Source organism: Pseudomonas sp. NPDC077451 (assembly GCF_044543345.1).
Classification (GTDB): domain Bacteria; phylum Pseudomonadota; class Gammaproteobacteria; order Pseudomonadales; family Pseudomonadaceae; genus Stutzerimonas.
This window is the reverse complement of sequence record NZ_JBITVX010000002.1, coordinates 351,690-377,971: the sequence shown is the minus strand read 5'-3', so window position 1 is coordinate 377,971 and position 26,282 is coordinate 351,690. Positions and strand designations below refer to the sequence as shown.

26 protein-coding genes are annotated in these 26,282 nt (G+C 58.7%); 14 read left to right on the top strand and 12 right to left on the bottom strand.

Annotated elements, in window-relative coordinates:
• The first annotated feature begins 133 nt into the window (after positions 1–133).
• On the top strand, positions 134–580 hold the full coding sequence (locus ACIGHL_RS05525) for an REP-associated tyrosine transposase (RefSeq protein WP_128119311.1): 447 nt from the start codon (positions 134–136) through the stop codon (positions 578–580).
• Between the two features lie 237 nt (positions 581–817).
• Here the strand turns inward: ACIGHL_RS05525 and ACIGHL_RS05520 are convergent, their stop codons facing one another.
• Positions 818–2,479, bottom strand: a complete 1,662-nt coding sequence (locus ACIGHL_RS05520; protein ID WP_128119312.1) for a DEAD/DEAH box helicase — start codon at positions 2,477–2,479, stop codon at positions 818–820.
• Positions 2,480–3,003: 524 nt separating this feature from the next.
• On the bottom strand, positions 3,004–3,753 hold the full coding sequence (locus ACIGHL_RS05515) for a spermidine synthase (RefSeq protein ID WP_216706863.1): 750 nt from the start codon (positions 3,751–3,753) through the stop codon (positions 3,004–3,006).
• A 117-nt stretch (positions 3,754–3,870) separates the two neighbouring features.
• Here ACIGHL_RS05515 and ACIGHL_RS05510 point away from each other — a divergent pair, with 117 nt between their 5' ends.
• Positions 3,871–5,220, top strand: coding sequence for a class II 3-deoxy-7-phosphoheptulonate synthase (locus ACIGHL_RS05510; protein ID WP_128119313.1), 1,350 nt, complete (start codon positions 3,871–3,873; stop codon positions 5,218–5,220).
• A 203-nt stretch (positions 5,221–5,423) separates the two neighbouring features.
• On the opposite strand, the gene ttcA is transcribed toward ACIGHL_RS05510, so the two are convergent.
• Entirely contained in the window at positions 5,424–6,248 is an 825-nt protein-coding gene (gene ttcA / locus ACIGHL_RS05505; RefSeq protein WP_128119561.1) for a tRNA 2-thiocytidine(32) synthetase TtcA, read from the bottom strand.
• A 112-nt stretch (positions 6,249–6,360) separates the two neighbouring features.
• Between ttcA and ACIGHL_RS05500 the strand changes: the two genes are divergently transcribed.
• From ACIGHL_RS05500 to ACIGHL_RS05485, 4 genes are all read left to right on the top strand, one after another.
• Positions 6,361–6,990 (top strand): DNA-J related domain-containing protein, encoded by a 630-nt coding sequence (locus ACIGHL_RS05500; protein WP_128119314.1) that lies wholly within the window; start codon positions 6,361–6,363, stop codon positions 6,988–6,990.
• Between the two features lie 138 nt (positions 6,991–7,128).
• Positions 7,129–7,728 carry a Yip1 family protein gene (locus tag ACIGHL_RS05495; RefSeq protein WP_128119315.1) on the top strand — a complete coding sequence of 200 codons (600 nt, stop codon included), beginning with the start codon at positions 7,129–7,131 and terminating at the stop codon, positions 7,726–7,728.
• Positions 7,729–7,868: 140 nt separating this feature from the next.
• On the top strand, positions 7,869–8,534 hold the full coding sequence (locus ACIGHL_RS05490; protein ID WP_045428544.1) for a Yip1 family protein: 666 nt from the start codon (positions 7,869–7,871) through the stop codon (positions 8,532–8,534).
• A 55-nt stretch (positions 8,535–8,589) separates the two neighbouring features.
• Positions 8,590–9,084: a SprT family zinc-dependent metalloprotease gene (locus ACIGHL_RS05485; protein WP_064482028.1), complete on the top strand. Its 495-nt coding sequence runs from the start codon at positions 8,590–8,592 to the stop codon at positions 9,082–9,084.
• A gap of 16 nt (positions 9,085–9,100) precedes the next feature.
• On the opposite strand, the gene ACIGHL_RS05480 is transcribed toward ACIGHL_RS05485, so the two are convergent.
• Positions 9,101–10,285: an MFS transporter gene (locus ACIGHL_RS05480; protein ID WP_128119316.1), complete on the bottom strand. Its 1,185-nt coding sequence runs from the start codon at positions 10,283–10,285 to the stop codon at positions 9,101–9,103.
• Between the two features lie 287 nt (positions 10,286–10,572).
• Here ACIGHL_RS05480 and ACIGHL_RS05475 point away from each other — a divergent pair, with 287 nt between their 5' ends.
• The 8 genes from ACIGHL_RS05475 (at position 10,573) to ACIGHL_RS05440 (ending at position 16,925) form a co-directional block, all read left to right on the top strand.
• Positions 10,573–10,743 carry a nitrate reductase gene (locus ACIGHL_RS05475; RefSeq protein ID WP_081262905.1) on the top strand — a complete coding sequence of 57 codons (171 nt, stop codon included), beginning with the start codon at positions 10,573–10,575 and terminating at the stop codon, positions 10,741–10,743.
• Between the two features lie 73 nt (positions 10,744–10,816).
• Positions 10,817–11,077 (top strand): chaperone NapD, encoded by a 261-nt coding sequence (locus tag ACIGHL_RS05470; protein WP_045428550.1) that lies wholly within the window; start codon positions 10,817–10,819, stop codon positions 11,075–11,077.
• Positions 11,074–13,578 (top strand): nitrate reductase catalytic subunit NapA, encoded by a 2,505-nt coding sequence (napA, locus tag ACIGHL_RS05465; protein WP_045428552.1) that lies wholly within the window; start codon positions 11,074–11,076, stop codon positions 13,576–13,578. Before ACIGHL_RS05470 ends, napA begins: the two co-directional genes overlap by 4 nt.
• 11 nt (positions 13,579–13,589) lie before the next feature.
• The gene (locus ACIGHL_RS05460) at positions 13,590–14,072 is read left to right on the top strand and encodes a nitrate reductase cytochrome c-type subunit (RefSeq protein WP_128119318.1); all 483 of its coding nucleotides are present in this window, start codon (positions 13,590–13,592) and stop codon (positions 14,070–14,072) included.
• A gap of 10 nt (positions 14,073–14,082) precedes the next feature.
• On the top strand, positions 14,083–14,679 hold the full coding sequence (locus tag ACIGHL_RS05455; RefSeq protein WP_045428556.1) for a cytochrome c3 family protein: 597 nt from the start codon (positions 14,083–14,085) through the stop codon (positions 14,677–14,679).
• A 223-nt stretch (positions 14,680–14,902) separates the two neighbouring features.
• A complete protein-coding gene (locus ACIGHL_RS05450) occupies positions 14,903–15,700 on the top strand; it encodes a dienelactone hydrolase family protein (protein ID WP_128119319.1) in 798 nt (265 codons plus the stop codon).
• A gap of 389 nt (positions 15,701–16,089) precedes the next feature.
• Positions 16,090–16,527 (top strand): hypothetical protein, encoded by a 438-nt coding sequence (locus ACIGHL_RS05445; protein WP_128119320.1) that lies wholly within the window; start codon positions 16,090–16,092, stop codon positions 16,525–16,527.
• Positions 16,524–16,925 carry an META domain-containing protein gene (locus tag ACIGHL_RS05440; protein WP_128119321.1) on the top strand — a complete coding sequence of 134 codons (402 nt, stop codon included), beginning with the start codon at positions 16,524–16,526 and terminating at the stop codon, positions 16,923–16,925. Before ACIGHL_RS05445 ends, ACIGHL_RS05440 begins: the two co-directional genes overlap by 4 nt.
• 363 nt (positions 16,926–17,288) lie before the next feature.
• Here the strand turns inward: ACIGHL_RS05440 and ACIGHL_RS05435 are convergent, their stop codons facing one another.
• From ACIGHL_RS05435 to ACIGHL_RS05400, 8 genes are all read right to left on the bottom strand, one after another.
• Positions 17,289–20,597, bottom strand: a complete 3,309-nt coding sequence (locus ACIGHL_RS05435) for a DUF6701 domain-containing protein (RefSeq protein ID WP_446697511.1) — start codon at positions 20,595–20,597, stop codon at positions 17,289–17,291.
• A 446-nt stretch (positions 20,598–21,043) separates the two neighbouring features.
• Positions 21,044–21,460: a pilus assembly protein MshP gene (locus ACIGHL_RS05430; protein WP_128119323.1), complete on the bottom strand. Its 417-nt coding sequence runs from the start codon at positions 21,458–21,460 to the stop codon at positions 21,044–21,046.
• The gene (locus tag ACIGHL_RS05425) at positions 21,450–22,325 is read right to left on the bottom strand and encodes a PilW family protein (protein WP_128119562.1); all 876 of its coding nucleotides are present in this window, start codon (positions 22,323–22,325) and stop codon (positions 21,450–21,452) included. The genes ACIGHL_RS05430 and ACIGHL_RS05425 overlap by 11 nt, the downstream gene beginning before the upstream one ends.
• Positions 22,326–22,336: 11 nt before the next feature.
• Positions 22,337–22,795: a prepilin-type N-terminal cleavage/methylation domain-containing protein gene (locus ACIGHL_RS05420; RefSeq protein WP_241509013.1), complete on the bottom strand. Its 459-nt coding sequence runs from the start codon at positions 22,793–22,795 to the stop codon at positions 22,337–22,339.
• 256 nt (positions 22,796–23,051) lie between these two features.
• Positions 23,052–23,507 (bottom strand): pilus assembly FimT family protein, encoded by a 456-nt coding sequence (locus tag ACIGHL_RS05415; protein ID WP_128119324.1) that lies wholly within the window; start codon positions 23,505–23,507, stop codon positions 23,052–23,054.
• A gap of 178 nt (positions 23,508–23,685) precedes the next feature.
• A complete protein-coding gene (locus ACIGHL_RS05410; RefSeq protein WP_128119325.1) occupies positions 23,686–24,183 on the bottom strand; it encodes a pilin in 498 nt (165 codons plus the stop codon).
• 20 nt (positions 24,184–24,203) lie between these two features.
• A complete protein-coding gene (locus ACIGHL_RS05405; protein ID WP_274540952.1) occupies positions 24,204–24,758 on the bottom strand; it encodes a type IV pilin protein in 555 nt (184 codons plus the stop codon).
• 77 nt (positions 24,759–24,835) lie between these two features.
• The gene (locus ACIGHL_RS05400) at positions 24,836–26,074 is read right to left on the bottom strand and encodes a type II secretion system F family protein (protein ID WP_128119326.1); all 1,239 of its coding nucleotides are present in this window, start codon (positions 26,072–26,074) and stop codon (positions 24,836–24,838) included.
• Positions 26,075–26,282 lie beyond the last annotated feature (208 nt).

Sequence of the window (26,282 nt, the reverse complement as noted above, 5' to 3'; positions counted from 1 at the left end):
CCGGGCCTTGCATTCGCCGCGGGGCGCGCCTCCCACGAGAGCAGAAGCCGTGTAGCGGTTGGGATTTGTGGGAGGTTCGACCTCGAGGCGAAGCTTTTGGCGTTAAGCTGCTGAGTCAAACAGGAGGAACTTTATGAGTAAGGATGCTCGTTTTTCGTCAAACCGATTACGTGCGGGGCGTTGGTCTGGCGAGGGGCAGATTTATTTGGTCACGGCGGTAACTAAACTACGCCAGCCGGTCTTCCACGATCTCTTTGCCGCCCGTGAGTTGATACGTGTAATGCGAGCCGATGAGGCACGGGACTCACATAAGACACTAGCGTACGTGGTGATGCCTGATCACCTGCACTGGCTGTTGGAGTTACGACAAGGGTCTCTGTCGCAACTTGTAGGGCGCGTGAAGTCGATCTGCGCGAAGCGGATCGGTCGCAGGGTTTGGCAGGATGGGTTTCATGACCGTGCGTTGCGCAAGGAGGAGGATCTCCAGGCAATGGCTCGGTATGTGGTAGCTAATCCGCTACGGGCAGGGCTGGTGGAACGGATCGGCGATTATCCGCACTGGGATGCGGTTTGGTTGTGACTTTGTTGTTCGCACCTTCGGCGCGATTCGCCGCGGGGCGCGCCTCCCACGAAAAGCAGGGCGGTGCGGGATTTGGCTTTGTGGGAGGCCCGACTCGGGGCGAAGCTGTTGATTTGTGAGCGGGCGCGGGGTTCGCTTTCGCCGCGGGGCGCGCCTCCTACAAAAAGCAGAACGGAACAACACCGAAACGAAAAAGGGTGGGCTATCAAGCCCACCCTTTAATTCACCCTAGGACGATCAATCCTCGCGATAGCGACGCAGCTTGAGCTGCTTGCCGCCTACGCGGGTGTCCTTGAGTTTGCCTAGCAGGCGCTCGAGGCCTTCTTCCGGCAGCTCGACCAGGCTGAAGCTGTCGCGCACCTGGATGCGGCCGATATCTTCACGGGCCAGGCCGCCTTCGTTGAGGATGGCGCCGAGCAGGTTACGAGCGGCGATGCCGTCGCGGGCACCGAGCGCAGTGCGGCAGCGGGCGCGGCCTTCGGCCAACGGGATCGGTGCACGACGCTCGCGGTCGCCGCTACGCTCAGGACGATCGGAGCGCTCGCGCGGGCTGCTGGTCGGAACCAACGGTTGCTCTTTTTCGACTTCTGCCAGGGTCAGCGCCTGACCGTTAGTGGCTTTACGCAACAAGGCGGCGGCCAGTGCACGCAGGCTGCAGCCGGTGTCGGCAACTAGCTTGTCGAGCAATTCGCCATGACTGGCTTCGGCGTCGGCCACGAGCGGAGCCAGGCTGTTGGTCAGCTTCTTGATGCGCGCCTCAAGTACTTGCTGGCCGTTCGGCAGGCGGGCTTCGGCAACCTTCTGGTTGGTGACGCGCTCGATGACTTGCAGCATGCGACGCTCACGCGGCGTGACCAGCAGCAGTGCGCGACCTTCACGACCGGCACGGCCAGTACGGCCGATGCGGTGAACGTAGGACTCTGGGTCATAGGGCATGTCCACGTTGAACACGTGGGTAATACGCGATACGTCGAGGCCGCGAGCGGCGACGTCGGTGGCGACCACGATATCCAGGCGACCGTCCTTGAGCGACTCGATGACACGCTCACGCTGGTTCTGGGCGATGTCGCCGTTCAGCGCAGCGGCCTTGTAGCCCTTGGCTTCCAGCGCAGCGGCGAGATCCAGCGTGGCCTGCTTGGTCCGCACGAAAGCGATCAGTGCATCGAAGTCTTCGACTTCCAGGAGGCGCAGGACGGCTGCGATCTTTTGGTCGGCATGAACCATCAGGTGTGCCTGCTCGATGGCGGTCACTGTCTGGGTCTTGGTAGCGACCTTGATGTGCTGCGGCTCGCGCAAGTGTTTCTCGGCGATGGCGCGAATGGAGTGCGGCAGGGTCGCGGAGAACAGCACGGTCTGGCGGCTTTCCGGCATGGCTTCGAAGATGACTTCGAGGTCGTCCATGAAGCCCAGCTTGAGCATCTCGTCAGCTTCGTCGAGTACGAGGTACTGGATTGTGCCCAGCAGCGCGCTGTTGCGGCTCAGGTGGTCGACCAGACGGCCAGGTGTAGCGACGATGACCTGCGCGCCCTGGCGGATGGCCTTGAGCTGCGGACCCATCGGAGCGCCGCCGTAGACGGCGACCACGGTTAGGCCAGGCATCTGCTTGGCATAGGTTTCGAACGCGGTGGCAACCTGCAGCGCCAGCTCGCGGGTTGGCGCGAGAATCAGCGCCTGTACTTCCTTACGAGCGGGATCGATCTTCGACAGAATGGGCAGCGCGAAGGCTGCGGTCTTGCCGGTACCGGTCTGGGCCTGACCGATCATGTCGTGGCCGCCGAGAATTACCGGGATAGCCTGGCTCTGGATGGCCGAAGGCTCTTCGTAGCCCACTGCGGTAACAGCGGCGAGTACGGAGGGATGAATACCGAGTGCAGCAAAGCTGCCGATTTCCTGGGTCATGGGTCTTTTCCTGATGCTCCGCAAAGACCCATGTTCCGAAGCTGCGCATGCCATGCAAAACCCGAAGGTCACCCTGGCAGCCTGGTCGGCGGGGTTTGCGAAAACGTAATGAATGATGAATCGTCAAGGACAGCCGCGAGAAGCGGACAGCAGCCGAAGCAGCGCTTCGTGTGTTGCAGTACCTAACGCAAGCTGAGTTTCAGCCGGCGCGTACTATACCGGAATTCTGTGAATCTGTGCGTGTAATTTGTCTTTCGAGTTAGGTTCGCAGGGCCGGCTTAGAGCAGCCATATGAAAGCCAAACCTTCCGCCTAGATTGATTCTGTTTGGTTTGGCTTTTGATGGATGGCCGACCCGGGGCGTAGCTTTTGGATGTTGGCCGGCTGGTAGCGCCCTTTCGCCGCGGGGCGCGCCTCCCACAGGGTCGGCGTGAACCACCGGCTTCGATACATCATCGGCTTTTGTGGGAGGCCCGACCCGGGGCGAAGCTTTTGGCTGTTGGGCCGCCCGGAAATCGCCTGAGCTCAGCTCGCCGGCCGTAGCGCACTGATCAGCGAGTCCAGCGAGTATCCCAAACGCGGAGTTAGCGCTGCGGCGCGCTCACGCAGGCTCGCCTCGTCGAGTGTCTGCTCCAAATCGGCGGGCACGAACAAGACGACGTTCCCCTCCTTCACCGAACATTCCCAATAATGGCGATGAAACAAACCACGGAGCAGCGCCGCTCCAAGGGGTTTGTCCTCGTCAGTCCCCCACTGGTTGATGATCAGCCAACCATCCGGATTCAGCTTCTGCTGGCAGCGCTCAAGAAAACGCCACGCCAGATGCGCGGCGGCCGGGCCCACGTCTGTGTAAAGGTCGACGAAGATCAGATCAGCAGTCTCGGCCGAATCGAGCAGTTCCACCGCATCGCCAATGCGGATGTACAGCCGCGAATCGTTCTGCAGGCCCATATAACGCATCGCCAGTTCAGGCACGTCCGGACGCAGCTCGATGGCCTCGACGTCCTCCAGCGGCAGGAATTCAAGGCATGCCTGGGTCAGGGTCCCGGCGCCTAGCCCGAGGAACAGGGCTGTTTCCGGCGCCGCGTGCAGCAGACCGCCCATCAACATGGCACGCGTGTAGTCATACTCAAGCCAACTCGGGTCGCGGGTGAACGTACAGCTTTGCTCGACCGCAGCGCCAAACTCGAGAAACCGATAATCCCCCACTTCCAGCACACGGATCAGACCGAACGCGTCATGCACCTCGGCCAGCAACACTTCCTGCTTGTCCACTGCGCTTCTCCCAAACCTGTCGGTGCATCTTAACAGCCCGATTGGGAAGGGCTATCAGCGCCGAACCGGCACATCAGGTAAAATCCGGGCACTTTTTTACGGACGGAATCAATTTCCATGAGCCACGCCTGGAGCCCCACTAGCTGGAGAACCAAACCCATCCAGCAGCAGCCCGTATACCCCGATGCCGAACATCTGAAACGGGTCGAGGGCACATTGGCGAGCCTTCCACCGCTGGTATTCGCTGGCGAGGCACGGGAGCTGCGCCGGCAATTCGCCGAGGTGACGGAAGGCCGCGCGTTCCTGCTGCAAGGCGGTGACTGCGCCGAAAGCTTCGCCGAGTTTTCCGCACCGAAAATTCGCGACACCTTCAAGGTGCTGTTGCAGATGGCGATCGTGATGACGTTCGCCGCTGGATGCCCTGTAGTAAAGGTCGGCCGCATGGCCGGGCAGTTCGCCAAACCGCGCTCATCCGGGGACGAGACTATCGATGGCGTCACCCTGCCGGCGTACCGCGGCGACATCGTCAACGGCATCGGCTTCGATGAAAAAAGCCGCGTGCCGGCCCCGGAGCGGCTGCTGCAGGCTTATCACCAATCCACATCCAGCCTGAACCTCCTACGCGCTTTCGCCCAGGGCGGGTTCGCCGATCTGCATCAGGTGCATCAGTGGAATCTGGATTTCATCGCCAACTCGCAGATGGCTGAGAAATATCACCAGCTCGGCGCACGGATCGACCAGGCGCTACGGTTCATGCGCGCATGCGGCATGGACAACGCGCCGCAATTGCGCGAAACCAGCTTCTTCACTGCCCACGAGGCGCTGCTGCTGAACTACGAACAGGCATTCGTGCGCCAGGACAGCCTCAGCGGCGGCTGGTACGACTGCTCTGCCCATATGCTCTGGATTGGCGACCGCACGCGGCAGCTGGATGGGGCACACGTTGAATTCTTGCGCGGCGTGGGCAACCCGATCGGCGTGAAAGTTGGACCGAGCATGGCCAGCGACGAGCTGATCCGCCTGCTCGACATCCTCAATCCTGAGAACGATCCGGGTCGTTTGAATCTCATCGTGCGCATGGGCGCCGACAAGGTCGAGGAAGGCTTGCCGCGCCTGATCCAGGCCGTGCAACAGGAAGGTCGTCAGGTGCTGTGGAGCTCCGACCCGATGCACGGCAACACCATGAAAGCGTCCAGCGGTTACAAGACCCGCGATTTCGCCAAGGTGCTGGCCGAGGTGCGGCAGTTCTTCGACGTGCACCGCGCCGAAGGCAGCTACCCCGGCGGCATTCATATCGAAATGACTGGGCAGAACGTCACCGAGTGCATCGGCGGGTCGCGCCCTATTACCGAGGACGGGCTTTCCGACCGCTACCACACCCACTGCGACCCTCGGCTCAACGCCGACCAGTCGCTGGAAATGGCGTTCATGATCGCTGAAACGCTGAAACAGGTTCGGCCGAGCTGATACCAGCTGCGATGGGTTAAGCCCTGGCTCGGCTGGCGAGCCGGGGCATACCTCAGTTCAAACGACAGCGTAAATCGCTGGTGTCAGAAGTACGGAGCTGAAGCGGAGCTATCCGACCGTTACCAACTTACAACTGGCGTGGTGGGCTGAAGCCCACCCTACAGCGTTCGTTTGGGATGTATGGTTGAGGCCTACGGCTGCCGCTACAAACTCATCACATCGAGGAAGCGCGGCGTGGCGTCGTTGTCGATGCGCAGGCTGGTGAAGTCGAACAGGTTGCGGTCGGCCAACTGCGAGGGCACCACGTTCTGCAAGGCGCGAAACATGATCTCGGTACGACCCGGCGATTTGCGCTCCCATTCCTGCAGCATTTCCTTGACCACCTGGCGCTGCAGATTTTCCTGCGAACCGCAGAGGTTGCAGGGGATGATTGGAAACCCCTTCATCTGCGAATAGGCTTCGATGTCTGCCTCGCTGCAATAGGCCAGCGGCCGGATCACCACATTGCGGCCGTCGTCAGACAGCAGCTTGGGCGGCATGGCTTTGAGCGTGCCGCCGTAAAACATGTTGAGGAAGAACGTCTCGAGGATGTCGTCGCGATGGTGACCGAGCGCCATCTTGGTTGCACCGATCTCGTCGGCGAAGGTGTAGAGCGTGCCGCGACGCAGACGCGAACACAGCGAGCAGGTGGTCTTGCCTTCCGGAATTTTTTCTTTGACGACCGAATAGGTGTCCTTCTCGACGATGTGGTAGTCGACGCCAATGGACTTCAGGTACTCGGGCAGCACGTGCTCGGGAAATCCCGGCTGCTTTTGATCCATATTAACGGCGACAATTTCGAATTTGACCGGAGCCACTTTCTGCAGACACAGCAAGACGTCGAGCATGGTGTAGCTGTCTTTGCCGCCAGACAGGCAAACCATCACCTTGTCGCCTTCCTCGATCATGTTGAAATCAGTGACTGCCTCGCCGGCGAGGCGACGCAGACGCTTCTGCAGTTTGTTCTGGTTGACCGAGAGGTTGCCCATTTCAGAGTCCGGTGAGATGCGAAAGGCGCGCATTTTACGCGCAAAATGCACCGGCGCCCCACCCCATCCATCCAGCCGTTTGTAACGCTGGCCTTGTGCTAGGCTTTGCGACATGAACGATGATCTCGAACCCGAAATGGACCTGGCCGAGCAAATATTCGTGCTGCTGCGCGAACAACCGGAAGGTTGCAGCGAATACCAGCTGATCCAACAGCTCAAGGCCCGACATAGCACTCATATCCCCAACCTGCCGCTACTCGACAAGCTGGTGCTGTTCCGTACCCATTTCCTGGTATTTAACGCGCTGTACCAGCTGCGCGACCAGCTCTGGGGCGAGAGCCGCTACAACCTCCAGATTTCGCCGTTAAACGTGCAGCTTCAACCCTATGTGCCCGGTGCCAGCGGAGTCGCCGAAAACGATCCGTTGCGCGACTACTACCTGGACATGACCAATCTGCGCGACACCGACGAACAAGAAGTGGAATGCCTGTTGGCGAGCTTCTGGTCGCGCATGCGCGGCGATCACCTCGGCGAACGCAACGAAAATTGGGATCCGGAGCAGAAACGCGCCGCCTTGGAGCTGTTCGAGCTGGACCAGGAGGCCTCTTCGCTCAGCCTGCATACCATCAAACGGCGCTATCGCCAGTTGGTCAGCATTCACCACCCCGACCGTGGCGGCAGTACGACCCGCCTTCAGTCAATCAATCTGGCGATGGAAATACTGCAACGCTATTACCGATAGGTTCATAGCTTCCAATTGCTCTAATCAAGCCCAGTGCGCCGTACCGTCCGCTCCCTATACTGCGACTTAAGGTCGCACGCCCGTCCTACTGACGGCACGCCAGGCGAAGCGACCCTCCAAAACTGAGGAGACGCTGGCATGATCAATCACGTTTGGGGACTGTTTGCACACCCGGGCCAGGAATGGCAGGAAATCACTGGAGAGGAGCGTGAGGTCGGGCATTTGCACTTGGGAGAGGTGCTGGTACTCGCAGCGATACCGGCGATATCGGCGTTCATCGGAACCACCCAGATCGGTTGGAGCATTGGCGGTGGCGAGGCGGTAAAGCTCACCGAAAGCAGTGCATTGCAACTCACCTTGCTGTCCTACCTCGCCATGCTGTGTGGTGTGGCCGTAATGGGCGCCTTCATCCACTGGATGTCACGCACCTATGACGCAAACCCGACGCTGGTGCAGTGCATCGTGTTTGCCGCATATACCGCCACACCATTGTTCGTCGGCGGCCTGGCCGCGCTCTATCCGCACATCTGGCTGGGCATGATCGTGGGCACAGCGGCAATTTGCTACACGACCTACTTGCTCTACGTTGGCCTACCGACATTCATGAACATCCCTTCCGACGAGGGCTTCCTGTTCTCGAGTTCAGTGTTGGCTGTCGGGCTGGTCGTGCTGGTGGCGATCCTCGCGCTGTCAGTAATCATGTGGGGCATGGGGGTTGGCCCGATCTACGTACGCTAGCCTTGCCACGATACGGGCCGACGCGGAGGCCTCCGCGTCGGCCCGTTTTTGCCTGCGACATGGTGACGTTGAATCCCTGTCGCGCTTGAGCGTCTATACCAGCAAGACCTGCGCTCAAGCATCGGCATTAGGAGGCCCCCATGACCCCAGAATTCATCAGCTTGTTCACCCGGCCCGACCGCGCCTGGGAAACGATCCGTCAGAAGGAAGACGCCCACAGCCTGCATTACCTGATGCATTTGCTGCTGCTGGCGCTGATTCCTGCCGTATGCCTGTTCATAGGTGTCACCTTTGTAGGATGGAGCCTGGTGGACGCCGAACGTGTCCGACTCGATTTTGCCAGCGCTTTTCAGCTGTGCCTGTTGCTGTACATCACCATCATCGTCGGCACAGTGATCATGGGGTTTTTCGTAAGGTGGATGGCGCGCGCGTTTGAAGTACGCCCGAATCTGAACCAGTGCATTGGTTTCATCGCTTACGTCATCACCCCGTTCCTGCTCGCCGGCGTGACCGGGCTGTACCCGAATCGCTGGTTCGCAGCGATCGTTCTGCTCATAGCAGGCATCTACTCCACTTACCTGTTGTTCACTGGCTTACCAGCCTTCATGCGCCAGCGCAGCTCGCAAAGCTTTCTCTATGCCAGCTCGATCTGGGGTGTGGCGCTGCTGGTGATGGTGACGGTGCTGGTATCCATGATTCTGTTCTGGTCTCAGTTCCTGCAACCCAATTACGAACGCACCGTGCAAGCGAACCAGAGCTACGGCACCCAGGAAGAACGTCCTCAGGAAGAGCCCGGCGGTCTTTGAGCGATTGTCAGCCTGGCGGATTGCGGCATAATTCGGGGCTTCTTCGGAGGCCCCTATGCCCGACCAGCTACACGCCCGAGTCGAGGCCTGCTATGAACAGGCCGAGGCTTTTTTCAACAAGCGCTTCGAACGACCGAAAGTCAGCTTCAAATTGCGCGGGCAGAAAGCCGGCGTTGCGCATCTGAACACCAACCTGCTGCGCTTCAACCCGCAGCTGTATCAGGAAAACCGCGAGCACTTCCTCAAGCAGACCGTGGCTCACGAGGTGGCGCATTTGGTCGCTCACCAGATGTTCGGCGGCCGGATTCGCCCCCATGGTGAAGAGTGGCAATTGATCATGCGCGGCGTATACGAGCTGACCCCTGATCGCTGCCACAGCTACGAGATCACCCGGCGTCAGACGAGTGCTTACATCTACCGGTGTGCCTGTCCCGAGCGAGATTTTCCCTTTACCGCCCAGCGCCACGCATTGGTCCGCAAAGGCCGTCGCTACTTCTGCCGCACCTGCCGCGCCACCCTGGCCTTCAGTGGCGAGCAGCGAATCGACTGACCGACTCGCCGCCGCGCTATAGCCGTCTGGCGCGCCAGGCCGCAATCACGAACAGCGCAGCGAGCACCGCCATCAAAGGCAGCCATCCCGCATGCTCCCATACGTAGCCGGCGGCGTAGCCGACCACACTCGACCCGAGATAATAGGCACACAGGTAGAGCGCCGACGCCTGCGCCTTGGCGCCCTTGGCATGCACGCCGACCTGCCCGCTGGCCACGGCATGTGCAGCAAAGAAGCCTAAGGTGAATAACGCCAGCCCAATCACGATTGCTATCAGCCAGGGCGTCGAACACAGCCCTACGCCTAACAGCATCAGCGCGATACCGCCTTGCAGTACGCTTCTCGCACCCAGGCGTGGCACCAGCCGCCCGGCCCAACCCGCACTGAATATGCCGGCCAGGTAAACAGTGAACAGCAGACCGATAACCGTTGAGGAAAGGCCGAACGGTGCGCCGGCCAGACGAAAGCCGATGTAGTTGAACAACGCGACGAAGCCGCCCATCAGCAGAAAAGCCTGAAGGAAAAGATTGCGCAGGATCGGGTTGCTCAGATGCTCAGCAAAGTTGCTCAGCAGTCCGCGCAGAGAGAGCGGTTGTGGCTTGAAATGGCGGGACGCGGGAAGCAGCCAGACGAAGGCCCCCAACGCCACCAGACCTAAACCGGCAATCCCGCCCAGTGCCAGTTGCCAACCGCCAAGATCGCTCAGCAGGCCCGACAACAGTCTGCCCAAGAGCCCACCGAGGGCCGTCCCGCCGATATACAGCCCCATCGCCGCAGGCAACGACTCGGGATCGAACTCCTCCCCCACGTAGGCCATCGCTAAAGCCGGCAAGCCACTGAGTGCAAGGCCCAACAATGCCCGTAATACAAGCAACAGGGTCCAGGATTCAACCATTGCACAGGCAAGACCAAGCAGCCCAGCCAGCATAAGCGCTAGCGCCATGACCCGCTTGCGCCCCCAGCTTTCTGCCAAGCCGCCTGAAATCAACAGGCAGAGCGCCAGTGACAGCGTGGTCAATGACAGGGCCAAGCTGCTGGTGGCGGCCGACACGGAGAAATGCGAGGCCAACAGCGGCAGCAATGGCTGTACGCAATAGAGCATGGCAAAGGTTGCGAACCCTGCGCAGAACAGGGCCAGCGTTGCTCGGCGGTATGCGGTCGTGCCGCGTTTCAGGTGGGAATCAAGCGAGTCACAAGACATGAAAACAATCTCTACACCCGCACAACACGGGCCCAAAAAAGCCTCACAGGCTAGCACAACCCTAGTATCAGCAAGCTGCCTGCATACCGTCCCAGAGCCTCGTACCCAGGCAATCGGCTATCGAGCGCGATGGACGAAACACATCCAGCACGAGCCAGTTCATTGCGCCAGATCAATATAAGTGGTTTTAGCCCCTATAGCCCTTAGTCAAATAGACAGCTGACTTTGATTAAGCCGGGAACGCTTACTAGACTCCCACTACGCCACTCGGATTAAAGGTGAACGTAGTGCCGCACCATACCGACCCCGCACCTGTGGGAAAGCCGGAAGAAACACGGCTATTTGTCTTTCTGCTGGTTTTCCTGTTCCCCCTTCTAAGCGTCCTGACCGTATCCGGCTATGGCTTCATCGTCTGGATAAGCCAGCTGTTCTTTGGCCCACCCGGCCCGCCGAGCTGATTGCTCGAGATCGGAAGACCCTCTCCATTCATTGCTTGCTCGTTTCAGGGCAGGCGGAGCTTCATAAGAAAAAATGACCAATGCCTTGCATATCGCGAGCCTGCTCGTGCACTGCCGCCCCGAGCTACTCGATGCGGTGAAACAGAACCTGCTGCTATTGCCCGGCACGGAGCTTCATCAGGAAAGCGCCGCCGGAAAAGTGGTGGTGGTTCTTGAGGCGGAGCATGAAAGCCGCATTCTCGACACCATCAGCCACATCCAACAACTGCCTGGCGTCCTCAACGCTGCCCTGATTTACCACGAACTCCTCAGCCCCGAAGGAGAGCCTGAATGAGCCTCACACGACGTCAATTCGCCAAAGCCAACGCCGCGGCCATCGCAGCAAGCGTGGCTGGCATGCCTATCGCTACCAGTGCTAGCAACCTCGTTACTGATCCGCAGGCGACGGCGCTCAAGTGGCACAAGGCGCCGTGCCGGTTCTGTGGCACCGGCTGCGGCGTGATGGTCGCCACCAGCGGCGACCGTGTGGTCGCCACGCATGGCGATGTCAAGGCCGAGGTCAATCGCGGCATCAACTGCGTCAAAGGCTATTTTCTGTCGAAGATCATGTACGGCTCCGACCGTCTGACTGAGCCGCTGTTGCGGATGAAGGATGGCAAGTACGACAAACAGGGCGAGTTTCAACCTGTAAGTTGGGAGCAGGCCTTCGACATCATGGAAGAGAAATACAAGACCGCGATGAAAGACCACGGCCCCACTGCCGTAGGCATGTTCGGTTCCGGCCAGTGGACCGTGTGGGAAGGCTATGCGGCCAGCAAGCTGATGAAGGCAGGTTTTCGTTCCAACAACCTCGACCCGAACGCGCGGCACTGCATGGCGTCTGCCGCTGTCGGCTTCATGCGCACCTTCGGCATGGACGAGCCCATGGGCTGCTACGACGATATCGAAGCCGCGGACGCATTCGTGCTTTGGGGCTCGAACATGGCCGAGATGCATCCCGTGCTCTGGACCCGCGTGACCGACCGCCGCCTTAGCGCGCCGCATGTGAAAGTCGCTGTGATGTCGACCTTCGAGCACCGCAGCTTCGATCTTGCGGACATACCGATGGTGTTCACGCCGCAGACCGACCTGGTGATTCTCAACTACATCGCCAACCACATCATCGAGAGTGGCGCGGTCAACCAGGACTTCATCAAGAATCACACCAAGTTCGCCAAGGGCAACACCAACATCGGCTATGGCCTACGAGCGACCGATCCGCGGGAGATGAAGGCCGAGAATGCCGCTGCGGCAGGCGGCTGGACCGACATCAGCTTTGAAGACTATGCCGAATTCCTCAAGCCATACACCTTGGAGCGCGCGGCTCGCGAATCGGGTGTTCCGGAAGAGCGTCTGCAGATGCTGGCGGAACTCTATGCCGATCCGAAAACAAAAGTGATGTCGTTTTGGACCATGGGTTTCAACCAGCACACCCGCGGGGTCTGGGCGAACAACATGATCTACAACATTCATCTGCTTACCGGAAAAATCAGCGAGCCGGGCAACAGCCCCTTCTCGCTTACCGGACAACCATCGGCCTGCGGCACGGCACGCGAGGTGGGCACTTTTTCTCACCGCTTGCCTGCGGACATGGTCGTCACCAACCCCAAGCATCGGGCCGTCACCGAGAAGATCTGGAAACTGCCCGAAGGCACCATCCCGGAAAAGCCCGGCTTCCATGCCGTGCAACAAAGCCGCGAGCTCAAGGACGGTGGCCTGAGGGTCTACTGGACCCAGGCGACGAACAACATGCAGGCCGGCCCCAACATCATGCAGGAGGTACTGCCCGGTTGGCGCAACCCGGAAACCTTCATCGTTGTTTCTGACGTGTATCCCACGGTCTCGGCCCAGGCTGCAGACCTCATCCTTCCCGCTGCGATGTGGGTGGAGAAGGAAGGTGCCTACGGCAATGCCGAGCGTCGCACCCATTTCTGGCACCAGCTGGTCAGCCCGCCAGGTGAAGCGCGCTCGGACCTCTGGCAATTGATGGAATTCTCCAAACGCTTTACCACCGATGAAGTCTGGCCTGCCGAGCTGCTGGCCAAATCACCGGAGCTGAAAGGCAAGACACTGTTCGAGGTGCTTTTCAAAAACGGTCAGGTCGACACCTTCCCCGTTTCGGATATCGAAGAAGGCTACCGGAACCAAGAGTCGGAGGACTATGGCTTCTACGTCCAGAAAGGCCTGTTCGAGGAATACGCCCAGTTTGGTCGCGGTCATGGTCACGACCTCGCCGATTTCGACCGTTACCATCAGGAGCGCGGCCTGCGCTGGCCGGTTGTAGACGGCAAGGAGACCCTCTGGCGTTACCGTGAAGGCCATGACCCCTACGTCGAGAAAGGCTCAGAGGTACAGTTCTACGGTTATCCGGACAAGCGGGCGATCATCTTCGCACTGCCTTATGAGGCACCTGCAGAGATGCCGGATGAAGAATATCCGTTCTGGCTCAGTACCGGCCGCGTGCTGGAGCATTGGCACACCGGCAGCATGACCCAGCGTGTCGACGAACTACACCAGGCTGTGCCGGATGCGCTGGTGTACATGCATCCGGACGATGCGCGCGAGCTCAAGGCCCGCCGCGGCAGCGTGGTCAAGGTCATCAGTCGACGCGGTGAAATGCAGGCTCGCATCGAAACCCGTGGCCGCAACAAGCCACCGAAGGGGCTGATCTTCGTGCCCTTCTTCGATGCCAACAAATTGATCAACAAGGTCACCCTCGACGCTACCGACCCGATCTCCAAGCAAACCGATTTCAAGAAGTGCGCCGTGAAGATCGAAGTGGTCAGCATCGCCTGAGGAGAGTCACCATGAAATTCCGTTTACTGCCTTTGATACTCCTCGCGGTGTTTGGCGTGGCCGTCGCAGCCGGGCCCGATTACCCACTGGATGCGCCCGCCCCGGATGGTCGCCGGCCGGGCGGCACCATCACTCAGGAGTTCACCCCGCCTCCGCTCAAGGATGAGGAAAACAAGGATCTGAAGCGCGAGCGCAACTATCCGGAGCAGCCACCGACTATTCCGCACACCATTCGCGGCTATCAGGTCGATATAAACGGCAACAAGTGCTTGTCCTGCCACAGCCGTGCCAACAGTGCTCGTACTCAAGCGCCAATGATCAGCATCACCCACTTCACCGATCGCGATAGCCAGACGCTCGGCGCTGTTGCCCCGCGTCGCTACTTTTGCACCCAGTGCCATGTGGTGCAGCACGACGTGAAACCGCTGGTAGAGAACGACTTCGAGAACATCGACGACCTGCTCTATCACGAAAACCAGCAGAACGAACAGTGAGGACGCCTGGATGAAGTCGATACTGTCGTTCCTCAAGCGTTACTGGACCGTTCTGCGCCGCCCAAGCGTGCACTACAGTCTGGGCGTTCTAACCCTTGGGGGCTTCCTTGCCGGTATCATCTTCTGGGGCGGTTTCAACACCGCCCTCGAAGCGACCAACACGGAAGCCTTCTGCATTTCCTGTCACGAGATGGAAGACAACGTGTACATGGAGATCAAGGACACCATCCACTACACCAACCGCTCCGGCGTCCGCGCGACCTGTCCGGATTGCCACGTGCCACACGAATGGACAGATAAAATCGCGCGCAAGATGCAGGCTTCGAAAGAGGTCTGGGGAAAGATCTTCGGCACCATCAGCACGCGTGAAAAATTCCTCGGCATGCGCCGGGAAATGGCCGAGCGTGAATGGCGTCGTCTGAAGGCCAATGACTCGTTAGAGTGCCGCAACTGCCACAACTACGAGTTCATGGATTTCACTCGCCAGAGCAAACGCGCCGCCGAGTTCCACTCCAAAGCACTAGGCAAAGGCGAAGCGACCTGCATCGACTGTCACAAGGGCATCGCCCACCGACTGCCAGACATGCACGGCGTGCCGGGCTGGTAACTGTCCGGGCAGCGCTGATCCTGATGGGCAGCGCCGAATCATCATCGATGAACTTGAGCCCAGGGACGGGCTCAGGTACTCAGACCGCCTTGATTCACATCCCCCCCCGAAACGCTTCCGGCTCCTGCCCGCGCTTTACCCGCTGAACAACCTTGTTGCACCTGTGTCGAACTCCGGCTAATTATCGGAACGTCTCGATACCAACGTCAACAAGGAGTCCACCATGCGTTATCAACTGTTCGGTGCAGCCCTGATGGCGGTCAGCGCCATCGCTCACGCTGAGATCCAGACTCAGGAAATCCCCTACACCGCAGCCGACGGCACCAAGATGGTTGGCTACTACGCCTACGACGACGCTATCGAAGGCCAGCGCCCTGGCGTCGTGGTGGTCCATGAATGGTGGGGCCTCAATGACTACGCCAAAAGCCGCGCCCGTGACCTGGCCGGACTGGGTTACAGCGCCCTGGCAATCGATATGTATGGCGAGGGTAAGAACACCGAGCATCCGAAGGATGCGATGAGCTTCATGAAAGCTGCACTGGCCGACGCCGACGCGGCCAAGGCCCGCTTCAACGCCGGTGTGGATCTGCTCAAACAGCAACAGCAGACCGACGCCGCCAAACTCGCCGCCGTTGGCTACTGCTTCGGCGGCAAGGTCGTGCTGGACATGGCCCGCCAGGGCGTACCACTCGAAGGCGTTGTCAGCTTCCACGGCGCCTTGGCCACCGAAACCCGCGCAGCGCCGGGGAGTGTCAAAGCGCGCGTACTGGTCGAACACGGCAGCGCCGACAGTATGGTCAGTGCCGAAGACGTCGCCGCACTGAGCGCCGAAATGGTCAAAGCCGGCGCCGACTATCAATTCGTCAACCTGCCAGGCGCCAAACACGGCTTCACCAATCCAGGGGCTGACAAGTTTCAGGAAAAAGGCGTCGATGTGGCCTACAACAAAGCCGCCGACGAGCGCTCATGGAATGACATGCAACGCTTCCTCGACGAAACGTTCGACAGCAGCCGCCCTTAACCCAATGGCTTGACGCACCGGTCATGATTGCAAAGGGGCTGGACGCTTCCGTTGTTTGGAATGTTCGAGATGCCATGAACAAGCTAGATGAGCAGCGTGTTCTGGTGCTGTGCGTATGGAACCGCTTGATAGCTTGGGTTCGTTGATGCTTCACATTGACGTGGTCCTTCGCGGCTCTCCATCCGGCAACAACCGTAGCTGTCTGACGGCCCAGCCTCTCCCCGTTTGGGGAGAGGCTGGGGGAACACCGCCATCCAAGCCCACCCCGCACACGCCGCTGGTTTTTTTACTTCTCCCGGTGTTCCGCCTCCCAGAGCAGCCTCTGCCCGGCTCCCGTGCTAGCATTACGGCCCACCGCAACTCCCCCCATTCCGAATCGATCGCGAGTCATGGCCGAACACGATTTTCGCTACACCCTGCTCAACCCAGGACACACCCTGACCGAATGCCGCGCCTTGGCGCCGGGCCGTTACCAGGTCACCGGCAACGGTGGCAATGTTCGCTCAGGCGACGTCCTTATCGTCACGCTTAAAGGCAGCCGAGACCTCTCCCAGCGCCTGACCGTCGACAAGGTTCGCCACCTGATCAACCCGCCAGGCCAGTGGATGGCCGTGGCGAACGGACCGGTGTTCAAGGAGCTGGCGATCATCAACTGGCAGGTCGACTGCGACGGTTGCGGTAAGCAACTGGATTTCGAGTTCGCCGTAGACGCCGCCAAGGGCGAAGCCGCGCGCGCGCCAGCGGCCGAAGCGAGGATTGCCGAACTGGGCTGGACGAACGACACCGGCCGACACCTCTGCCCAGCCTGCCAGAGGGCAAAGTCATGAAAAAAACTATCCTGGCCGGCTTGTTCTTCTTGTCCGTAACCGGTTGCTCGGTCGAACCCTTAACCCTGCAGAACGAAGTCACCTATATCGCCGAGTGGATCGGTGACGAGCCCGTGGTAGGCCGTAACCCTGTGTCGCTGACCTTTAGCGAAGACCGCGCCTATGGCAACGCCGGTTGTAACCACTGGTTCGCCAGCTACCAGCTCGACGGCCATAAGCTGCGCTTCAGCGAAATCGGCAGCACGCGCAAGATGTGCGCCGATCACATCATGAAGCAGGAACAGCACTTCCTCGAACTGCTCTCGCAAATCGAACGTTGGGACGTCTCCAAGATCGATCAGCTGCGCTTCTGGCCCACCGAAGGCGCTCCGCTGCGAGTTTGGCCGGAACAGAACTGATGCGCCAAAGATGGGCACGCCGACAGTGGCGTGCCCTTCGATCAAGCGAAAGCTCCTGTCCGGATCAGCATTCAAAGCCTCCGGCAACCAGCCATACCGCTCGGGCCGTCTGTAATCAGCACCATCAAAAGCCGCTGAAACCCGCATAGCCACTGCTGCTCAGGCCACGCACCGATAACTTAGGGCTGCGTCTTGACAGCTACCAGACGCGACCGCAGCCATAGCTGCCAGAATTGGCACGCGCCCTGCAATAACCCAGGTAACCAGTTTTTGGGGACCCTGGTAAAGGCAGGCCAGGGATTCCCCTCTTTTATACCCAGACGAAAAGGCCGCTCAGTGAGCGGCCTTTTTGTATTCGGTTATTCACATTCCCCGGTAAATCTCGCGGCGGAAGATCAACGGCTTCGGGCCATGGTAGATCCCAAAACTGGCCAGCCCCTGGCTCGCCTCCCGCCCTACGTCCTGCCAGTCATACCAGAGCCATTCGGGCACCTGTTGAAACCCAATCCGGGCTTCACCGGTGGCATCCGGCTTGGTGATGATCAGGCTACCTTCGTACCCGATCTTTCCGCCGTCGATCCGTAGATCCTTGCCCGCCAGATTGCCCACCTGTTCGGTTGCCTGTGCGTTCCCCCAAACCGTCGCACTGCAGGTATCGCCGGCCTCAGGGCGAAAGATGCTCGATGCCTGCCAGGTCTCGATGACCCAAGGTAGGCTCAGGTCCTGCAGCTCGGAGCCGTGGCCGTTGCCGATCCGTAGCCGGCCAAGGCGAAACTCGCTTTGCCCCAAAATCGCCCCGAAAGATTCGCAAGCGCTGCCATGACAAACACCGTCCCTGTCTGTCAGCGCTTCGGCAGCAAAGCGCAAGCGGAGCTGGAATGGATGGTCGTCGGCGCCTGGTTGCGCAGCTCGCAGGTAGCGCAGCCAATCCGCATCCCAGATATAGGTCCGCTGCCCGTCCCCATTGTTCTTCCCACTCTCGCGGGGCGAGAGGGATTCAATCTCTTGCCATTCCAGCTCATCGGGATCGCCGTTTCCGTACTTCAGTTTTGCGGCAAGATTCACTTCTCGGTCAGCCTCCAGCCAACTCGGCGAAGGACCGGGACTGAATCCCCAGAAACCATCGAAATCGTAGTTATCGGTGGGGTATTCAGTTCCTTCCGAGACGCCGTAACCGGTGATCGTCAGCGTCGGAGGAGTAGAGAACCCGACTGGCTGATCCTGATAGCTGAACACTCCGCAACCTGGGCTCAGCACGCCTTCAATGCTGGCCTTCAGGTGATGCGGGATGAACCGGCCGATCGGAGCCGACTCGCTGACTGGCACCGCCACGCCTAAGTAGGGAGGCGGCTCGACACGCAAACGAAACACGCCGACTTCCGATAGCGCGATATCCTGAGTTATGGTTCCATCCCAGCCCGCTGGCGATCCCGGAGGAAAGTGGTCATAGTGACTGTCGACCGGCAGGAGCAGTTTCCCGTCCTTTCCGCCTATGGCTCGAGAGGGTGCTTGCACGACGGGACTAACCTTTATCTGACCCTGCCGATAATTAACGGTCGCTTTCGCCGAGCAAAGGTCACCTTCGGCCGGCCAGCCTACCGGTGTGATTGTCGTCGAAAATACCTGCCCGACTTTCCGAAAAACGTCGCAGTGGCTGTCTTTATTGGAACAGGTCTCGGAGGGCTGGACACAGAATCCCGCCGGCGCGAAGACGAAGCTATCGCTGCCGCTCATCGCCCCGCTGTCTTTCTCTCCGATGCCGCCCGGATAGTACGCATTGAGCAGCATCCGACCGGCTTCGGAATATTTCACCGCGAGCGAAGTGAATCCCTCCTTGTCGAAACGAAGCGCGAGCGACGTAGCCTCTTCAAAGGTCTGCCCAACCGCTGCTTTGTTCACAATAACCCGTTGTGAGCTGTCCGTTAGATCGCTTTCAGACGGAGTAACGAAGCTGCTCCAGAAACGTACCTCGCGCGGGACCGAGCTATCGGTAAACGCCGGTTCGCAGTGCGGGCTTTTTGCATCACCAAGGTTAACGACCGCACGCATGTGGACCGTCTTTTCCTGATCAGCCAGCATGTCCGGCACCTCGAAAATAAAGCCGCTCTGCGAAAAGGTCACATTGCATTCGGATGACAAAGGGGCTTTACCAACCTGGCAAAGCGTCTGTTTAGCCGATGGGGGATTCGAGGCGGAGAGCCCGAGTGGCATCTGAAGCGCTAGTCCCTGTAATTTGAAGCTACCAGTGCCATTGACCAGAGACTGATTACTACCCCCGACCCAGCCGTTGCCCGCCAAAGTCACCGATACGGTACCTGGATAGGGCTGGCATGCAGCCGGAGCAGCATTGGTACACGCCTTGAGCGTAACCGTTTGCGGACTGCAGGTATGCGCGCCCTCGCCGGTGACGAACTCGAAATGATCAATTGCTGAAGAGCTGCCACACCAATGCCGCGCTCTGGCTTGCCGGCCAAACTCTGTAGCTCCCCATAACACGTCGCCAAGGCGCACTTCATCAATAAAACCTCGTAGGCCATTGCTGCCGACACCGCCGATATTAAGGTATCTATTATTGATGACAGGGCCCAGCCCAACAATAGCTGTATCCGAACCACTAACCTTCAATTTACCATTGATATAAATATTTGCGTTAATCGTGGGCAGAATAAATATAAAAGATCGATACTCTAGATTAAAACCAACATGGTTCCACCCTTCACCAACCACCGTAGATATGACCAACTCTCTGCTGCGGGTGTTAACTCTCAAAACTAAGCGTCCTGACGAGTCCAGCTCGAGCCTATAGTTATCGCCCTTATCGAGCAGTGCAACCGAGCCACTTGTCGGCAACTCGCTTACGTTTAACCAGAAACTAGCACTAAGTTCATTAGAGAAGCTCAATGCTGCGCTGTGCGGCACGCTGACAAGGCCAGTTCCGGAAAATTTTCCGTAACGGCAAGTCCCCCAAGGGCTGGCCAAAGCGGGGGTCGCTCCGGCTGTCTCTGCAGCACCGCTAGCGGAACCAACCATATCAAGCGTGCCACTGTTGCGCACGGTTGCGTTCCGCCATGTTGCCTCATCGAAGCGCAGATATAGAGGCAGTAGCTCATTAATATCTTTAGAGTCACTGCATAGATAAGTTGGAGAGACACCACTGTAAGCGCATTGACCGTATATCCGACTATTGCCTATGCCCTGAATGGTCACCTGGCTTCCCCAGCCTGTTGCCGCTAGCACATCGCCATATACAAATGAACTATTTAAATATATCTTGTTTGTATTGCTGACCGTACCTACCACATCGGTACCATTGAGCTCTATCGGATTTCCCTGGGTGAAAATATCACCTTGGACTGACGATGAGGTTACAGTCACCTTGCAACAACTACTCCCTACATTACCCGTAACCTTAGAATCTTCAATAGATATTATATTCGCTGAAGAGATATCTCCCTGTACCGTAGTGCCATCTATAAACACCCCTGCCCCACCGGAACTGTTGACTCCACCGCCGACACTACCGCCGCTCAGAGTTATCTCACGATTCGCACTTTCCACAAACCCAGCGACGATCGTATTGGTCAGGGTAATTTCATTATTGAACCCGACATTCCCCTCGATCTCGCTATTCACCATAACCGCTCCACCGGAGCCGGTCACACTACCTTTCACGGTGGTGCCTCCCAACGTCACGCTTGCTCCCACGACAGAGCCGAAGATAACGGTACCAGCGCTACTTCCTCCCGATGTTATAATAACCCCATAAGACGAACGTAACATTATGTTATGTGCAGAAGAACCGACAACACTGGCATCGATTAAAAACCCGTTTTCGGCCCAAAGCGTGCTAGATGCATTAGCCACAACGGCATCACCGGCATTTAGCGTAACTTTCCCGTAGTTGCAGACGTAGGTATTACCATTTGCCGTCCAGCTCTTACTTGAACACGGAGGGTATTGTCCAGCGCTCAGGTTATATGTCGCCGCCTCAACCGTAGCGCTAAATAACAGTGCGCAGGCAACTAGTAGAAATGTGCTGATGCCAAACGCGGCCATATCTAGGCCTTTCGTAAGTAGCAGCCCCGGCAGTTGAAGGCGCCCTGCCCTATGGATAAGACTCATGGCACCTCCACGACGGCAGCCAGTTTGCGATAAACATAATCCGGGCTTCCTTCCGTCGCGTACTGCGCAGTTGCAGAAATCTGACGAAATCTGACGTTGTTGTCTTCTTCCTGGATAAGCCCTGCATCGGTTAGTGGTTTTGGTTCCTCAACCTTCACATCGAATCCATCGAGGCTAAAGCTCGCCTCGGGCGACTGTTTTGCAAGGACACGGGCGATGCCCCACTCCAATCCCGCCCGCGCGGCCTGATACGCACGCACTTGTTGAATAGCCATGCTGCTGGTGGAGCTCTGGATTTCGGACATGCGCGACATCGCGACAACCGCACCGGCAACGACGACGATCACGAACATTGCGGCGACCAGACCGAAGCCGCCTTGACGGCTGCGCAGCAAGGAAAGATCAGGGCGCATTGTCGACGTGAACCTGTTGCAGCAGGGTGACGGTTCCGCCTTCATTGGTGAGCACCAGCTTGAGCGTAACAAGGCCGTTACGGGTATTAGTTCCGGGTTCGTAGGTAAAGCTGCTTTTGCCACAGTCCACGTGATTCACGACCATAGAAGCCTTGGAGTAATCCGCTGCAGCAAGATCGGGAAATTCCGCTCGCACAAGAACTCCCGCCGCGCATCGATAACCGACGACCTTGTTGGCCAGATAAAAGCGGTGTTGAGGTGAAGCAAACGCGAATCGGAAGTTCGACAAGTCCGCACTAAGCACGCCCCCTGTCCAGCTGAATACCTTCGGCGATATTGGCGAGATCGTCCCGTCGACAGGCTCGGGAAGCCCAATGAGCGAACCGGTGTTGTAAATAATCAGCCAATGCTTGCCAGGGTCCTTCTGCGGCTCCATCGGGGAGAGGATCTCGATGGTGCATGGACCGGCCAACGGAGCACAGATCGGCGGGTCCTGACGAGGCCCGTTGGGGTCCGGTTGATTGGCGCGATAGCGGCCCGCTGTTGCAATGGGCACGCTTCGAATTTCATCTTTGGAGACGGCCAGCGAATTCGGCACCGCCAACCGGATATCCCGCGCCATGCGGTTGAGCGCAGTTGCAGCGAGATCGGTGAGCTCAGCGCGGCGGCTTTGGTCAGCGAAGCCTTGCAGGGGGCGTGTCATGACGGTGGAGATCATTACCGCGACGATTCCAGCCAGGGCGATGACCATGATTAGTTCGACCAAAGTGAATCCCCGACCGGCGTGTTTGCCGGATTCTGCTTGCTGGCGATTCGTCGCGCTGTGGTGAAGACTGGTCGTGAGCAACCCAGTTGCTAAGTGCATTGCAGGGGACATTATGGGCATGAGTCTTCCCCATAGCAGGTGCGCCAACCAACTAACTGCAGTTCCTTACTTGATGGATGTGTAACGGTCACGGTTACTTGTATGGCATCAATACCATTGAGCCCATTCTTTATCTCTTTGGCTTCAACTCGCACCGCATAGCCATCTAAACCAATTTCAGCACCATTAATGTCATAGGGTTTACTGGTGGCCAGCTCGTGATACTTCCTGACATCCTGAAAGCAGGCTCGCTCGTTACAATCGCTCGGCGTAATTTGAGAATACGATTGTTGCAGAATCTCCTCCATATACGCCTCCGCAATATACAAACTCTGCTGCCGCAACATCGGATCGGCAGAGCGGCCGGTGATATTGGCCATGGCTGAAAACAGCGCGGCGGCGGCGATGCCGATGATAACGATGGTGATGACCAACTCGACCAAGGTCATGCCGCGTTGAGGTCGGGTCATGGGAGACACCTCGGCCCCGTGGCGCGGCCGTAGGGTGTGAAACCGCGAAGCGTTTTCCACCGTTGGTTCTGACAATGAAGACGGGGTTGGAGGACATAGGTGGATGGGTGAAGCGTCATCCACCCTACGTTTGCGCACGGCAGGTTGCGGTTGAGGGGCGTAGCGTCGGAGCCCATAGTGGATGTGCCAGTGCGGTGACCATTGTCCCTCTCTTTGGGATTCGCAGACGCAGCCCAACCCAGGATTAGAAGCCGAGTCATCGGCCCGCCTCGACAAAGCCGGTGGCGGCGTGGACGGTGAAGACATGGCCACCGACATTTGCCGTATCCGTTCCAGTTGTTGCACATACCGAGAGCTCTTCGATATTTGCCACGACACAGCCTAGGGAATTGAAGGTGATATCGAGGCCCTTGTTGAGCGTTATGCCCGACGGAATCAGCTTGGAGTAATCCTCACCCATCGTGGAGGTACAACCACTCCCACGATAACTCAGCGCATAACCGTTGCCATCAAGTACAAATCGGACCGGGCAGCCACTCGCCACTGCCAATTTCTGCGCATAGCGAACTGACGAAAGAACTTCTTCGAAATAAAAGCGCTCATCGAAAGTCTTGCGATCGAAAAAGCGCGGGATGGCCACGGCGGAAATAATGCCGAGAATCACGACCACCATGATCAACTCGACGATCGTAAAACCGCGTTGTTCAACCATTGGCCAGCCCTTTTATTCAAGCGGGTTGGGGCGGGAATTGACCAGCTCCCAGAAATTCGTGGCAACCCGGCCAGAAGCCGGGTTGCACTGCAGCCGTAGGACGGGTGAAACCCGTCAGACATAGGCCGCACGAATTTCAGGCATTGGCGAGTGTACTTGCCCTGCGTGGCTACAGTAATTAGCCGCCGCAATTAGCAGAAGTAACAGGTAGACTTCCCCCGCCCAAAGCAGCAAACACCGGAGGCGCAGCTACAACTACCGGGTCAGCAGTAGCATCCGCTGCTACAGCAGCCGTATAGCTAAATCCACAGGTCCCTCTCAACTCAGCAGGAAGGCCCTTTTGGACCACACTATTAGTATTTACAATTTCAAAGTCCTGCTCCAATCCTGCAGCAACAAGCAACCCACCCAATGTCGGGTATCCGTTCGAAACGTCCACACTTTTATTTTCTATAAGAATAGCGTTATTTGTGACTTCGCTAGGATCAACCAGAATTGCTGAGTGCACGATTGCGCTGGCCGACTTCGCAGCCCCTAGTGCTCCATTAATCGATGCCGCGCGCGCATCCGACCCAAAATCCGCAAATCTCGGCAACGCAAACGCAGCCAAAATCCCCAAAATCACAATAACCATAATCAACTCAATCATGGTGAAACCGCTCTGTTGCTTTTTCATAGTTGTCGCTCCTTGTTGACTCAGTTGAAGTTGACGAAAACTTCGCCGGTATTGGCGTTGTATTCGATGACGTCGTCACCGCCATCGAGGTTGTAGGTGTATAGGCAGCGAGTGCTATTGGCCGTGGCTGTGAATGCCGGATTGGTGCCGGTCAGACTCTGGGAGGAGGCTTGCAGCAGGTTGCTCCAGAGGTTGCGGCATTCATCGGCAGACATACTGGTGTTGGCGAGCGGAGTGCCGCTGCGTTCGGTGCCCACGGGCCAGCCGTTGACGTTCACGTCCATCGCGCCGTTGCCGTAGCCCTGCACGTTGATCTGGCAGTTATCGGCCAGGCAGGCATTGCTGCCGCCGTTGCGGTTGAGTTCGTATTGGCCGCGCAACAGCGAGACGGCAGACGTCAGCGCACCGCCTGCGCTGCGCACGCTGGCGCGATGGGCGTCCTTGGCCGAGTCGATGAAGTGTGGCAAGGCCACAGCAGCGAGGATCCCGAGAATGGCGATCACAATAACCAGCTCGATCATCGTAAAGCCCTTGTTTCGCCGCATTTCGCTTGCCCGCTGTCGGTTTTCTGTCATCTGGTTACCTGTGATTAAGCACTCTGCAACCGCCGTGCCTGTCGGATCACGTCTGTAATCAAGTTGTTCGAAGCTCATCACCCTCTCCCCTGCGCCGCGCTACCCAGTTCCCACATCGGCAAAAACACACCCAGCGCCAGCACCAGCACCATCACGCCCATGCAGACGATGAGGATTGGCTCAATGGCGTCGGCCAGTTGCTTAAGGTCGTAATCGACTTCCTGTTCGTAAAAATCAGCCACTTCGATAAAAAGGTCGTCCAGCGCGCCGGTTTCTTCGCCGACGGCCATCATCTGCAGGACCAGTGGGGTGAACAGGCCAGAGTTGTGGGCCGAGCGAGTCAGCGCTTCGCCGCGTTCGACGCTTTCGCGGATGCCGAGAATCGCCTGGCCGATATGCTGATTTCCAACGCTGGCGCTGTTGATCGAAAGGGTCTGCAGCAACGGCACGCCGGCGCGGTACATCATCGCGAAGGTTCGGGTGAAACGCGCCAGAGCGATGCGTTCGAAGATGCCGCCGACAATGGGCAGGCGCAGTTTGATGCGGTCCCATTGGAGTCGTCCGGCATCGGTCTCGATCCATTTGAAGAAGGCGTAAAGCCCGCCAACGATGCCCAGCAGCAACAGCCACCAGTAGTCGCGCATGAAGTTGGAGGTGCCGATCAGTACGCGGGTGGCCCAGGGCAGCTGGGCGTGGAACTGGGCGAACACCTTAGCGAAAGCCGGGATCACCAGCAGGTTGATCACCGCGAGCGCGACGCCCATGGCGACCATGACGAAGATGGGATAACGGGTCGCCTGCTTGATGCGCTTGCGGGTTTCACGCTCCAGCTCGAGATAGGCAGACAGCTGCTTAAACGCCTGGTCGAGCTGGCCGGTGTTCTCGCCAACGCTGACCATACTGACGAACAGGTTGTTGAACACTTTGGGGTGGGCGTTCAGCGCGACGGCCATGGATTGACCGCTCTCCAGACTGGCACGCACGTCCTGCAGGATCTGCCGGAAGAACAGGTTTCGGTTCGACTCTGCCAGACCGCCGATAGCGCGGATGATCGGCACACCGGCCTTGCTCAGGCTGTACATCTGGCGGCTGAAGATGATCAGCTCATCGAGATCGACGCGTTTGCGCCGGAGCTTTTCGCGCAGCACCGCCAACGCATCACCGTTGCCGGCCTGGCTCTCGCGGGCTTCGATGGTCAGCGGAGTGATCTGTCGTGACAACAACTCGCCCGCCACGGAGTCGGCGCTGGCACCCTCGAGCGCGCCGCTGATCTTGACGCCCTGCGCGTTGCGGCCGGTGTAGCGGAAGCTAGGCATCGGCACGCCCCCCCCTGTCGCCACCAGCCGGCGCGATTCTGCACATGAACAATGGCCGCGCGGGTTCCAACCGCCCTGCGACGCCAAAAGCATCGCCCCGAGGTCGGGCCTCCCACCCGAGCAGCCGGTGCACATCGAACCCTGTAGGAGGCGCGCCCTCGCGGCGATTGGGGGCACCGGGAGAACGCGACCCGCCACTGGGGCGTTG